10 protein-coding genes are annotated in these 12791 nt (G+C 60.6%); 9 read left to right on the top strand and 1 reads right to left on the bottom strand.

The window, feature by feature from the left end; genetic code table 11:
- The first annotated feature begins 15 nt into the window (after positions 1–15).
- Genes PRtIB026_RS19725 through PRtIB026_RS19745 form a run of 5 tightly spaced genes read left to right on the top strand, consistent with a single transcriptional unit; the run spans position 16 to position 7277 of the window.
- On the top strand, positions 16–2127 hold the full coding sequence (locus tag PRtIB026_RS19725; protein WP_203652085.1) for a type VI secretion system Vgr family protein: 2112 nt from the start codon (positions 16–18) through the stop codon (positions 2125–2127).
- Entirely contained in the window at positions 2124–3062 is a 939-nt protein-coding gene (locus PRtIB026_RS19730) for a DUF4123 domain-containing protein (RefSeq protein ID WP_203652081.1), read from the top strand. The genes PRtIB026_RS19725 and PRtIB026_RS19730 overlap by 4 nt, the downstream gene beginning before the upstream one ends.
- Positions 3059–6217 (top strand): T6SS effector BTH_I2691 family protein, encoded by a 3159-nt coding sequence (locus tag PRtIB026_RS19735; RefSeq protein ID WP_203652080.1) that lies wholly within the window; start codon positions 3059–3061, stop codon positions 6215–6217. The genes PRtIB026_RS19730 and PRtIB026_RS19735 overlap by 4 nt, the downstream gene beginning before the upstream one ends.
- Before the next feature lie 2 nt (positions 6218–6219).
- On the top strand, positions 6220–7023 hold the full coding sequence (locus PRtIB026_RS19740) for a DUF6708 domain-containing protein (protein WP_238341046.1): 804 nt from the start codon (positions 6220–6222) through the stop codon (positions 7021–7023).
- Entirely contained in the window at positions 7020–7277 is a 258-nt protein-coding gene (locus tag PRtIB026_RS19745) for a PAAR domain-containing protein (RefSeq protein ID WP_062574485.1), read from the top strand. The genes PRtIB026_RS19740 and PRtIB026_RS19745 overlap by 4 nt, the downstream gene beginning before the upstream one ends.
- Positions 7278–7430: 153 nt before the next feature.
- Here PRtIB026_RS19745 and PRtIB026_RS19750 read toward each other — a convergent pair whose 3' ends face one another.
- Entirely contained in the window at positions 7431–7826 is a 396-nt protein-coding gene (locus PRtIB026_RS19750; protein WP_267812761.1) for a hypothetical protein, read from the bottom strand.
- Here PRtIB026_RS19750 and PRtIB026_RS19755 point away from each other — a divergent pair.
- From PRtIB026_RS19755 to PRtIB026_RS19770, 4 genes are all read left to right on the top strand, one after another.
- Entirely contained in the window at positions 7725–10229 is a 2505-nt protein-coding gene (locus PRtIB026_RS19755; RefSeq protein ID WP_324256568.1) for a T6SS effector BTH_I2691 family protein, read from the top strand. The genes PRtIB026_RS19750 and PRtIB026_RS19755 overlap by 102 nt on opposite strands.
- A complete protein-coding gene (locus PRtIB026_RS19760) occupies positions 10229–11413 on the top strand; it encodes a DUF6708 domain-containing protein (RefSeq protein WP_267812763.1) in 1185 nt (394 codons plus the stop codon). Before PRtIB026_RS19755 ends, PRtIB026_RS19760 begins: the two co-directional genes overlap by 1 nt.
- A 198-nt stretch (positions 11414–11611) precedes the next feature.
- Positions 11612–12427, top strand: coding sequence for a DUF6708 domain-containing protein (locus tag PRtIB026_RS19765; RefSeq protein ID WP_244670979.1), 816 nt, complete (start codon positions 11612–11614; stop codon positions 12425–12427).
- On the top strand, positions 12424–12681 hold the full coding sequence (locus PRtIB026_RS19770) for a PAAR domain-containing protein (protein WP_186734712.1): 258 nt from the start codon (positions 12424–12426) through the stop codon (positions 12679–12681). The genes PRtIB026_RS19765 and PRtIB026_RS19770 overlap by 4 nt, the downstream gene beginning before the upstream one ends.
- Positions 12682–12791: the final 110 nt, after the last annotated feature.

Here is a 12791-nt window from a genome sequence, read left to right on the forward strand (position 1 = left end):
GGACAGGGACTTTCCATGCCTAATCAATCCGACCTGAGCTACCGCTTCGAGCCCCTGGCCAGCCAGGACCCGTTCGAGGTGGTCTCCTTCACCCTCGACGAAGCCCTCAGCACCCCGTTCAAGCTGGTGCTCGAACTGGTCAGCTACGAAGACAACGTCGACTTCGGCCACCTGCTCGACAAGCCCGCGCTGTTCACCATCCTGCGCGGCCAGCGCCCGATGCGCTACGTACACGGCCTGATCAGCGCCTTCAGCCAGGGCGACACCGGCAACTGCCGCACCCGCTACCAGGCCGTGATCGAGCCCAAGCTGGCCCGCGCCGGGCTGCGTTCGAACTGGCGCATCTTCCAGCAACAAAGCGTGCCGCAGATCCTCGAAACCCTGTTCAAGGCCCAGCGCATCACCGACTTCGAACTGGGCCACAGCTTTCCCCACGCGCCCCGCGAGTTCTGCGTCCAGGCCGGCGAAACCGACCTCGCCTTCATCACCCGCCTGGCCGCCGAGGAAGGTTTCATCTACCGCTTCGTCCACAGCGCCAAGGGCCACCGCCTGCTCGTCAGCGACCGCGTGCTGACCCTGGGCATGATCAGCTCCAGCCTGGTCAAGCCCGAAGACGATGACGACGAAGGCTACGTCGACGACGACTATCCCGACCCGCTGGCCGTGCTCTACCACGCCAACAGCGGCGGCGACCAGGCCCGCCCCTGCCTGCGCCGCCTGCACTACCGCGAGCAGGTACGCACGGCCCGCCAGGTGCAGCGCGACTACTCCTTCACCCACCCGGCCTACCACCTGCAGCAGGAATTCAACGCCAGCGACCTGCAGCACCAGGCCGACGACTACGAGCGCTTCGACTACCCCGGCCGCTACAAGCGTGACGAAGTCGGCATCCCCTTCACCCGCACCCGTCTCACCGCCCTGCGGCACGACGCGCGCATCGCCGAGGTCGAGGGCGACGACGTGCGCCTGCAGCCGGGCCTGAGCTTCGACCTGGTCGAACACCCCCGCGCAGACCTCAACATGCATTGGCGGGTGGCCAGCGTGCGCCACGAGGGCGCGCAGTTCACCAGCCTGCAGGAGGAAGCCGCCGGCGCCGAGCAAGGCACGCGCTACACGCAAAAGGCCCTGCTAGTGCCCGGACGCATCGAGTGGCGCCCAGAGGCGCCGCCCAAGCCGCGCATCGACGGCCCGCACATGGCCACGGTGGTCGGCCCCGAGGGCGAGGAGATCTTTTGCGACGAGTGGGGGCGGGTCAAGGTCAGCTTCCCCTGGGACCGCGAGAGCCGCGACAACGAGTACAGCTCCTGCTGGGTGCGGGTATCCCAAGGCTGGGCCGGCGGCGGCTGGGGCGCCATGGCCATCCCGCGGATCGGCCAGGACGTGGTCATCCAGTACGTCAACGCCGATCCCGACCAGCCGATGATCACCGGCCGCACCTACTGCGGCAATCAACGGCCGCCCTACGAACTGCCCAAGCACCGCACGCGCATGACCATCAAGAGCAAGACCCACAAGGGGCAAGGTTTCAACGAGCTGCGCTTCGAGGATGAGCTGGGGCAGGAAGAGGTGTTCATCCATGCGCAGCGGGATCAGAACAATGTGGTCAAGCATGATGAAACCACGCAGGTTGGCAATGATCGACGTGAGGAGGTTGGCCATGACGAAGTGCTCGACGTCGCCAACAACCGTCGCGAAACCATCGGCAACGACGACCAGGTGACGATTGGCCATGACGCGCTGCTGGACATCGGCCATAGCCAGATCATCACGATTGCCCAGGACCGCACGGTGCGGGTGGGCAATCATCGCGTTGACAGCACGGCGGCCAACCACAGCGTCAGCGTGGGTGGCCATATGCAGCAGACCATCGAGGGCCACCTTGAACTGAAGGCCGGCCAGGCCATTCGGCAGCACACCCGGTGCTACGAAATCCATGCCTCGCAGAGCATCACCCTCAAAGCACCAGGCGGCACGCTGCGCATCGACGGCGACGGGATCACGCTCGATGGCGTGGCGCTGATCCTGAAAGCGCCGCTGAGCCAGAACGCCAACGGTAGCGGCAACGAACTGTCGATCACCAGCCAGGTGTTGCAGGGGCTTGAAGAATGCGTGGAGCACCAGCGATGAAACCTGAATATCTGCTCGATCTGGTGGCACAGGCGCGTAAACCCGACGATTTTCTCTACCTGCTGCTCGACCCGCTTGCCAACTGCGGTCCCGAACATCCCTTGAGCATTGCAGCGCTGACCCGGCAACTGGGCGTAGAGGCAGTCGAATGTGTGATGCGCGACGACCTGGCGCACCTGACAGCGGAGTGTCCGACCCTGGTCGAGCTGGCGGCGCCCGGCCAGCCCGCTGACACACTGCTTCAGCTCACTGCCGTCCATGCCCTGTCAGAAGTGGACTTCGACAAACGCCATGTCTGCGGTTGGCTATTGAGCGAACAGCCATTGCCGGTCATCGCCCGGCACCTCGCGGCCCGTTGCTTGACCATGCCCCCGGTGGCCGGTCCAGCAACGGCTCCCTGGTTCGAGCCTTTGCGCCTGGAGTTGCTGCACGCCACGATGCTCGATATCAGCGATGTGCTATGGCCCTTGAGCGCATGGTTGTACCCAACCGCCTGTGGCACCTTCGCCTGCGTGCAAGGCCGTGCGTTCGCCAGGGACCTGGTCATACCGCACGCCGTCCGCGAACTGCAGTACATGGCCCCTCAAGTCAGGTGTCTGCTGGGTGCCTGGCGTTTGCTGAACCAATCGCCCCCGAGCTACTCGCCCTTGGCGTGGAAGGGCCCCTCGAGCCTTCCGCCGAAGGCGCCCTTCCATGTGTACCAACTGATCGTCACGGCCTGGGCGCGTGGGCTTGTGGACCTCGATGACGCTTCATGCCTGGTCCTGCACCAGATCATGATCCATCCACGCCTGCTCGAACACCCCACCATCCAGCACGACTTCAACCAAGCCGTAGCGGGCGAGTGCCGCCTGGTCTCGCGCTTCGCCACCTACAGCGACTACGACTGGTCCAAAGTCGTCGCCGCGCTGCCCCAGTCTCGGAGCTATCCATGACCCTCAGCCTCAGTCAATCCATCCTGGACGCACAACGCCAAGCCATCCCCGTCCCCAAGCCCCGCTGCTCCGCCTGCCAGCGTATCGGCCTGCCCATCCTCCTGCTGCGTACCGCCTACGCCCCCAGCCCCAAGACTCTGAGCACGCGCAACCTGCCCAACTACAATGGGGTCGCCGGCATCCCCATGCACAGCGAGCAGCTGCGCATCCTGCGCCAGGGCTATGTCTACGTGCTGCTCGACCAACGGGTCTGGCACGCCTACCAGGTCACCCCCGAAGGGGCACTGCGCCAGTTCCCGGCCTTCCAGCCACCCCCGCAAGCCGGCAAACCCTTGTCCACGGCCTGCCGGCAAGAACATCACGATGTGATTGCGTCGTTCATCAACATCAACACCCTGCTGTACTCGACCGCCTGGATCGCCTTCGCCAACGACCCCTGGCCCAAACCCGTGCTGGACCAGTACAAGCACGCCATCGCGAACAACGACCCCGAGCTCACCAGCCGCTTCCTCGCACTCGACCTGAAAGCGGCCCGCGAAGCGCCCGGCAGTGTGGGCCGGGCCATGCACGCAGACCGCCTGCAACTCGACGAGGTCCTGGAATACGCCGTGCCCAGCACCGGCCCCTTCACCAGCGTCCATGGCTTCTACCCTCGCCTCGAGCGCCTGGCGGCCACGCGCACGTACATCGCTGCCCTGATACAACGCGAAGAGCTCGCCGACGGCGTGCTCGCGCTGACGGTGCCAGACCCCGTCGGCATGGTCCAGGAGTGCAACGCGCAACGCCTCGCCTGGGCCCAGGCCCTGCAGGCCTGGCGCGCCGAGCCGCAACGGCACTTCGAGCATTTCACCTCCCTGGCCCTGCTCGGCATTCGCGAGCTGAACGCCACGCTGGCCGCCGGCGAGGCCGCCACCGAAGTCGAGCGAGAAGCACGGGAGGTGGAGCGCTGGAACAGCAGCCCCCTGCTCGCCGCCAAGGCTCCCCTCCCCGCCGTGGATGTCGAGGCCCAGTTGCCGCGCCGGATCGAACGCAAGCAGCAGGAGGCACGGGAGCGCTTCGAGGAACGCTACGACGAGGGCGCACGCAGCGCCTTCGCCCGCGCCTACGAGACCGAACTGCACAACCGCCAACAGCTGATCGACCAGCTCGCCACCTTGTACGCCGAGCTCTACGCCGCCCCGGCGTTTCAACGCATCGCCTACAACGACTACAGCGCCATCGACTGGCGCTCGGCGGAGTACTTCGTAGGCATGATGAGTTCCTGCCTGTACGGCGGCCCCAGCGAAACCCAGCCGCAGGACGGCGCCGCGCTCGGCGCAAGCCAACGGCTGTGGCAACAGGAACTGGAAAACCCCGACAGCCTGCTTTACCAGGCCCTGGTCGCCAAGCACCAAGGGCTGCTCCGGCAACTGCTGGAGGCCTTGACCAGCCAGGACCTGAGCAAGGTCTACGACACGATCAAGGGCCTCACCACCAGCTACGAGGGCCAGCAGTTGATGGTCAAGCCGGTGCGCGACGCCATCGGCCAACTGCTCGCCGCCACCGCCAATGCCGGCAACACCCTCCACCAACACCTGTCCGCCGGCGCCCGGCAGATGATCGGCTACGTGCACAGCGCGGCGCTGCTGCGTTTTGCCGGGCAGCACATGACGCAGCTCGTCGTGCCGCTCAGGGCAGGCGAATACCTGAAGCTGCTCAACGAAGGCCTGCAGGCGCGCACCGATGCGCTGCTCGGCCAGCTGGACCAGGCCTTTCGCAAACCCGCCGCGCACAAGGTCAACGCCATGCTGCTCAGCGGCGCCATCACCGCGGCAGTGTCCGGCAAGCACGGCAAGGTCGTGGAGCTGGTGCTCTGGACCATGGAGAGCGCCGAGGACCTGCAGGCCCGGTTGCAGCACCTGCAGGCCAGCGCGGGTACCGGCGCCGGCGAGGCCTTGCGCAGCGTGCGCATAGGGGCAGACAGCCTGCAATACCAGGCCGCCCACAGCCTGCGCCTGCTCAGCCTGAGCGCGGAGCAGACCCGCGCCCTGGCCCGTGAGGCCATGGGCAACCTGCGCAGTGGCTTGTCTGGCCTGGGGCCGGGCCGGGCGGACTTGATGTTGAGCCTGGGTGGGTTGTGGTTCCAGCAGGACAGCCTGCGCAGGAATCATGACGCGCTGAACGCGACCCCAGGCAATGCGGAGGCCGAAGCGCTGGCAGCGGTGTGGTCGTCGTCCATCGGGGTTTTGGGGTTGAGTATTGAGGCGACAGGGAAAGCGATCGAGATATTGCGGCCTGCCCGGGTCGGCGTGACAGCGGGCTCGACATTGATGCAGGGGACGCAACTTGTCAGGTACGGTGGTGCCATTGCTGCTGTCGCTGGTATTGCAGATGGAACTAATTATTTACTAGCGGCTCAACGGACAGCGTCCCAAGGAGACTCATCATCTAGAACCTCCTACTATATAGCTGGAGCACTCTCACTCTCTTCTGCTTTCGTAGGGATGAGCACACTAGTATTGGGAACTGCTTTCTTAGGACCTGTAGGGATAGCACTAGTACTTGCACTTTCGGCCTACACGTTTGCTACGATCGCAAAAAAAAGCGAATCGTCTCCACTGGAAATCTGGGCTCGCCAGTCCAGATGGGGACTACCAGCGTCACATCGTGAATGGCAGGTCGCAGAAGACAATGACAACGCTATAGGTGCTCTCAATGCAGCCCTATTGGGCATCACTGCTCACGCCTCGATAGATATAACATTCAAAGAAACACACCCTCCGAAAACGATAGAGCCGTTCGTCACGCTGAGGGACAGCTTCTCGGTCCCACTCGAAACACGCCTGAACTACACAATCACCATTCCTAATTTTACTCACGGACAGGCAAGATACGAATGGACACTGGTGATTTATTCACCGGGTAGAAACACTGTACCGACTGTCTATTCAGGAGACAGCGACAAGGCAAAAAACGAGTTACATGAGAGCACCGGCACTCCAGAGGATAGTTCCCTCCGAGGAAAGCCCCTAAGAATAGAAGGAAGCACACCAACTGCAGACTTCAAAACTATCGACGCTTTTGAGTTAACAGTCTGTTATTGGCCCGACAAGGACGACTCTACAAACCTCGCCAGACTAGTAAAAAAACAAGACAAACTGGACGTGAGAAACTAAGAATGAAAAGACCTGCCCTGATTCCTCCATGTCCAGGCTGGAAAGAGGATTTCAACCTTCCAAATGACCATCCCAATGTCGAACCATCACACGCATTAATTAATGCAAACCATCAAGATGAGATATATCTAGAAACCTTTAGGAGTTCACTCAACCTACGATGGCTGTTACTCCCATGCCTGCTAGGCAGCACCTTTCCTCTTGCTATAATTATAATCTTGACGATAGAAAGCATAACAAAAAGTGAATACAGCTTCTTCCTGGCAGAGCTTGTTGTATTCTTTATAACCATATGGCAGACAACGTTGTTTTTCCGCCTGGTTTTTCTAACACCTAGAGATGAGCCTATACGTTTCAACCGTGCCCGACAAAAAATCTACGCTTACAACTTTACGTTCTGTTGGTGGAACCCCTTCATTCCATGGCCAGTAAAAACAGTCAGCTACGAATGGAGAGATGTACGCGCTGAGCGCTGGAAAAAACAGGGCGTCACGCATCAGGGTTCGCACGTCGTAAAAGTCGGGATCATGCTGTCAATCGTGAAACCGGGCACAAACACAGTCATCGACCGATTCCCTTTGACCAACCTGGTGGGTGAAGAGTCAGTTTGGGCCTATATATGTACTTACATGCAACATGGCCTCTCCGCTGTTCCACCAGTCCCTCTCAATAGAGATCACAACGATCTCCTCTGGTGCCAATTCGCCATGCGTCTGGCACCAGAGGTCAAGTGGCCAGAAGCAATAGACCACGAATCACGAACGGCCCCACAAACCGCTCCACTTCCACAGGTAGAGTCGCCATGAAGCCTGTCGTCCTCGTCGGCCATCGCCACCTTTGCCCTCGCCACGGGGAAGGCACTGTCATCAGTGGCGCGGCCAATGCCACAGTGAATGGTCGTGCAATCGCACGCATGGGGGATGAGCTCAGCTGCGGTGCGGTCATCGAGACCGGTGCCGCGCATACGCTAATTGAGGGCAGCCCCGCGGCGCGCCAGGGAGACAAGACAAGCCATGGCGGCACACTGATAGAAGGTGACCCCACCTGGCTGATCGAATAGGGCTAGTGCTGTGCGGCAGGCTAGCGTCGTCGAGCATGATCATCATGACGGGCGCCACGCTATTCCCCCTGTGCGTGAAGAAGGGACTGATAACCCGGCCACAAGCAAACACACCTCGGCCTCGCGCAGAAGCTCCTGGCCTTTGCACGTGAATCAGGCCTCATACGGCAGGAAGACCAGATCACCTATGTGACCTTCATGGCGCTGCTGGGTGAGGGCCTGACGAGCGATCCCGTCTGGCAAGCCGCCATCAATGACGCCCTCGACAAGCAAACGTCGCTTGTCGAGTCGGTAAAAACCCACCTGCATGAACAGCTTCGCTGAGGACATCGGATGTTCGACTTCAACAAATTGCTCGAAATCACTCGGCAGAACTGCGAGGCCCTGGAAGCCCCCTTCGCCAGCGGGCCCGCCGTCCATTGCACGCGCACCTTCACCATCCTGCCCCTGCGCTATGCGGCCGTTGGCGGCACTACTGGCCAACGCCTGCGCTTGCCCACCCTGCCCGATCACCTGCGCCATCCCTACAGCGTTGCCACGCTCCAGCATGCCGACTATGCCATTCGGCCACTGCGCCAAGGCTTCCTGTACGTCATGGAGAAACGCAAGCGCAGCGGGCAGCACAGCCTGCACCCGCCCTATCGCATTGCGGCGAACGGTTCATTGTCGCTGGTTGACCCCGGGCAGTCCGAGCCGGACGCCACAGACGCCCACACCCTGCGCGACATGATTCGCAACACGGCCTTGGCGTTCAATGTCCATGACCTCGAAGACCTGGCTGAGCTGCGCCTGTTCTACAGCCCCGACCCGTTGACCGAAGCGGCCCAGCAGCAACTGCTGCGTCGACGCGACAGGCTGCCGGCCGTGGATGTCGCCGCCTTCACCGGCCTTGGCTGCCCGACGCCCAGGCCTTATGTGCTGCGCCATGACCAACTGGACCTGGTCGCCGATTTCGCTGCGGAAACCGACAGCTCATTGCGCAAGCTGCTGGACAACCAGCTGTTCAGTGAAACCAGCGTCCACTCGCTAACGGCGGCCCGGTACATGCTGGGCCCGGTTGCCGGCAAACCCGAGGCCCGTGGTATCGCGGTGGTGGTGGAGGATGCCATCGGCATCACCCAGCAACTCAATGCCTGGCGCAACGCGGGCATGGAGTACCTGAAGGATTGGCTGCAAGCCTCGGAGTCGGTCGCGGGAAAACCCGGCCCCAGCAACGAGCGCAAGGTGCTGGTCGCCCAGGCCTTCACCGAACTGCATCAGCAATTCAGTGAGCGCAAGGTCGCCGCGCTGGTCGACCGTCACAAAGACGCCATGCGCGCCCACCTCGCCGGTGCCGATCAGGGCGCCAACCCGCAGATGGCCGCCTGGTGGGCGCAGGCCAAGGAGGGCATTCTCGATACCGCAGGCGCACTCAGGCGCCAGGACCTTGAGGCCCGTGCGAACAACGGCGAGTTCGCCCGGCAGTTCGAAACGCGCTACCTGCCACACGTCGACCTCAAGGCCATGCACGACCAGCTTGCCTGGTTCGAATCCCACGGCCTCGAGGCGCAGCGCCTGGCCGACGTGCGGGCCGACGACCATCTCGCCTGGCTGCAATCTGAGCAACTGCTCGCGGCCCTGGCCTACTACGACGAGAACGACCTGCGCAGCGGCCTGTGCTTCGCTCACCAGACCGGGCTCAGCGTGGTCGGCATGGAGGGCGTGTCGGCCGGGGCACGGCTGCTCGCCCAGTGGTGGCATGCCGACACGCTGACGCCCGACAACCTGGCCCTGCGTTCCTTCGTCTTCAACCAGCGCGCCATTGCCGAGGTGCTGGAGCAGACGCGCCAGGCACTGCAAGCACTGCCGCCGGAATACGATCACTGGCAGCAGGTGGACACCTCACTCAAGTACGCCAAGGAACTCGCCTCGCAGTTCAGCCGGGTGGACGGCCACCTCGACCAGCTGGCCCAGCACAGCGCCCTCAACACCGCCGGGGCCTTGGCCTGGCTGGGTCAACTGGGGCGCCAGAGCCTGCAGGCCGGCGCCCCCGGCAACATGGATCGCCTGCTGTACCGACGCCTGGGCACCTACCTCATCGCCTCGCTGGGCGAGCAAGCCATCAACCTGCGCCTGAGCGAACACGCACTCGAGGGTGACACCCCCTCGCGAGGACGGGTGGCGGCCCCCATGGTCCGACGCCTTGATCGCGCCTACGTGGAGACATTGCAGGGCGCTCACGCTCATTCATTCTATCGGCTTCGGCTGGCCAGTGGCCTGCTCCTGCTGGAGGCGGGACTGCTCCTGTTGCAGGGGCAGCGGGATGACAAGGACCGGCGCTTCTGGAGCGAGGTAGTGGCCGCTGGACTGGCCAGTGCGGCGGCGGGGTTCGAGCTACTGGCGGTGGGCACGGAACAGACCCTGCTGGGCGTCGGGCGGAACAGCGCGATTGCGCGGGGAGCGGACATCAGCCTGGGGCGTTATCGGCTGTGGGGGGCGGGATTGGCGACGGTGGGGGGGCTTGTCAGCATTGCCTGGGACTTCTCCGACGCCAAGGAAGCAGAAGCTAGATCCAAACCAACGCTTGCAGCAGCCTACGGACTTAGAGGAAGCGCAACCATTGCCCTAATTCTGGGACAAGGAGGAATAGCGTTTTCACAAGCGAGTGCGTTTTTCCAATGGCTATCAATGAGTGCCAACCAAACATGGAGAAGCAGCTTATACGCTACCCTTTCCACTCTTTCCGCACGACTAGCCGCGAACCGTGCAGCCATGATGTTTCTGAGCCGCTTGAGTTGGATAGGCGGCGCTATTGTACTCGGCACCACTATAACCTTACTCATTATCGATGACGACGCATTGGAGAAGTGGTGTACAAAATGCTGCTTCCGCCTTAAACCCTCCGCCAAAGGATACATGAAGGGCACCGATGAGCTCGAAGCGTTATTCAATGCCATGAATGAGGTAGTTTAATGTATTTTATTGAGTGGTTCGCATGGCTGGCCGCAATTGACCCAAAAGAAAAACGCGAAGCCTTTAAAAAGCAGAACAAAACAATCAAGAATAGAGGGGTGTATGAAAGCGAAGACGAAGAATACGTTGCAGCCGCAAAAAAATCAGTATCTGAAACCCCAAAGAGCCGTGGCCCAGTCTATGTATACAACGAGCATGTGCTCGAAATGCGCAGCGGCATGTGGGAGGATAAACGCGGACTGATATCGATACTCTCTTTGACCGTTATACTTTCAGCAGCATTTAACTTATGGATAGCACTTGGCGGCATAGAAAAGCTCAATAATTTAATATCTAATGACAAGCCATATGGCGAGCAATTATTTATGTCACTTTTCTTTCTTGGCATATCTCTAATTCTCGCAGTGCCTTATCTAATGTATGGCCTGCGTTTAACTCGCTTGGAAATGTTCACCTCCCGCCACTTGTTGATACGCTTCAACCGTACCACCCAACAGGTCTACCTCCATCGTCCTGTCTACTGCGGTGGAATCGTCACGCTGCCGTGGAACGGCGTATCGTCTAGCGGCTCTGATAAAAAGTATGCACCACCAGGTGGCATGGGCATGCCTCTGGAACTCACATGGTCGCCCGTGTTCACTGGCACACTGCGTCCTGAACTGATCTGGGTCGGCAGATCCGCCAATAATTTCGCGGAGCTTCAAGCCGAATGGGAGTTCATCCGTCGCTTCATGGATGAAGGCCCAGAGGGACTACCGCCCCCCCACATCACCTCGCATTTCCCCTGGCCCTGGCAAGCCTTCACGCCTCAGTTCGAAGGCCTGACCCACTACTTCCGCAGTTCCCCACGCGTCATCAAGTGCGGTCTGGTGCTGCTCTCTCCTGCCTTCCTGATCATCGGAACAGGTCACTGGGTGAGTCTCCTGCTGTGCTGGAAACCTCGCTGGCCCAAGATCATCCGTGAAGCAGGCCTGCCGGGAAAACCCGTCCCGGCAGTGACCACCGTTGACGATTACCCACCCCATATCCAGGAGAGGCTGCGGGAAAACGCCTACCTCTGGGCCATACGCCCTGGCAAGCGACCGGAGAGAAAACCCCGTGTCTCTAAACGTCGACCCAAGAGCCAAAGTCAAACTCCCGATATCGAGAAGGATGCGCCCCATGAGGTCGACAGTATCGATTAGCCGTAAAGCCGGGTTGTTGGTCGGTATGGAGGGCGTGTCCTCCGGGGCGCGGCTGCTCGCCCAGTGGTGGCGTCCGCCGGCACTCACCCCAGGCCTTGGTAAGCACAGCATCATGGCTGCAACTTTGAACGTCACGTACTGGCCAGACCGAAACTCCCCTGAGGCCTATGCACACTTAGAAATCCAGGCGATCAACGAATGACCAAAACCAATGAATATCTACCTCGCCACCCCATTGGCTGGAAGTACGACCTACTTCTTCCCACCGAAGAACCACCCCAATCATTCAACCCGGCTCTGCTACCGCCTACACCAAATCAAATAAACAACACTTACATGGAAGTATCCAGAGCAACTTTGAGCACCAGAGGCCTTGGCAGCATCGGCGGAAGCATAACATTACTACTCAGCCTTCTAATAAACTTACCATTCATCTATGACTCAATCACAAATAGCAGCGAGATAAACATAGGATTCATACTTCTAGGATACCTATTTATAATTCTTTCATGCTGGGCGATAATACCTTACATCCGTATAGACCTAGAACTACCGCGCGACGAGCCAATACGCTTCAACCGTTCACGCCAGAAAGTCTACTTCTATCAATACAGATTTGACCGCATCAGCGTGTTCAGCCGAAAAAAATGGGGGATCCACCCTGTGGTCTACGACTGGAAAGATCTTATCGCCGAAGCCTGTAGTGTCTACGCCCCCATGGGCAATGGCGGACTCGTAGAGAATGTCCTTATTGCAGTCCGCAAGCCAGGCACCGACGAAATCATCGACCGTCTTTTCTTCACCCATAACATCGAGGACGGCAAGCGATACTGGGAAATCATCAGACTGTTCATGCAACAGGGCCCAGAAGCCCTTCCCACCTTTGTTCGCCCGCCTCGCGATTGGGACAATGACTTCGAACTCACCCCCATTCGCCGATTGGCCCCCAGGGTGCAATGGCCGGAAGCGATAGACCGTGAATCCCGTACTGGCCCTGCAGGAGAACCCACATGAAACCAGTCGTCCTTGTAGGCCACCTGCACGAGTGCCCGCTGCATGGCGCGGGTGTGGTGGAAACCGGCTGTGAAACCTATCAGTTCAATGGCAAACCCGTTGCCCGGGTCGGGGACCGTATCAGCTGTGGGGCGCTGATCGAAACGGGGGCCACGCACTTTCTCATCGATGGCAAGTGCGTTGCACGCCAGGGCGATCGCACCAGTCATGGTGGCACGCTTGTCGAGGGGGACTCGGGGTGGCTTCTCGACTGACAGGTGCTTGTGCCTTGGGGCAAGAGACGCCATGAACCTGCAACCACCAAATCCCAGGCACAAAAAAAGAGGCCTTTCGGCCTCTTCTTTGTGATCCCAGCGACGCACTG

Origin of the sequence: Pseudomonas sp. RtIB026 (assembly GCF_016861355.2) — a bacterium.
In the GTDB taxonomy this organism is placed as follows: Bacteria; Pseudomonadota; Gammaproteobacteria; order Pseudomonadales; family Pseudomonadaceae; genus Aquipseudomonas; species Aquipseudomonas peradeniyensis.

Excerpts from the sequence above, each read along its gene's own strand:
- PRtIB026_RS19725 (WP_203652085.1), top strand. The coding sequence starts at position 16 with ATGCCTAATCAATCCGACCTGAGCTACCGCTTCGAGCCCCTGGCCAGC.
- PRtIB026_RS19730 (WP_203652081.1), top strand. The coding sequence starts at position 2,124 with ATGAAACCTGAATATCTGCTCGATCTGGTGGCACAGGCGCGTAAACCC.
- PRtIB026_RS19735 (WP_203652080.1), top strand. The coding sequence starts at position 3,059 with ATGACCCTCAGCCTCAGTCAATCCATCCTGGACGCACAACGCCAAGCC.
- PRtIB026_RS19740 (WP_238341046.1), top strand. The coding sequence starts at position 6,220 with ATGAAAAGACCTGCCCTGATTCCTCCATGTCCAGGCTGGAAAGAGGAT.
- PRtIB026_RS19745 (WP_062574485.1), top strand. The coding sequence starts at position 7,020 with ATGAAGCCTGTCGTCCTCGTCGGCCATCGCCACCTTTGCCCTCGCCAC.
- PRtIB026_RS19750 (WP_267812761.1), bottom strand. The coding sequence starts at position 7,826 with ATGCTGGAGCGTGGCAACGCTGTAGGGATGGCGCAGGTGATCGGGCAG.
- PRtIB026_RS19760 (WP_267812763.1), top strand. The coding sequence starts at position 10,229 with ATGTATTTTATTGAGTGGTTCGCATGGCTGGCCGCAATTGACCCAAAA.
- PRtIB026_RS19765 (WP_244670979.1), top strand. The coding sequence starts at position 11,612 with ATGACCAAAACCAATGAATATCTACCTCGCCACCCCATTGGCTGGAAG.
- PRtIB026_RS19770 (WP_186734712.1), top strand. The coding sequence starts at position 12,424 with ATGAAACCAGTCGTCCTTGTAGGCCACCTGCACGAGTGCCCGCTGCAT.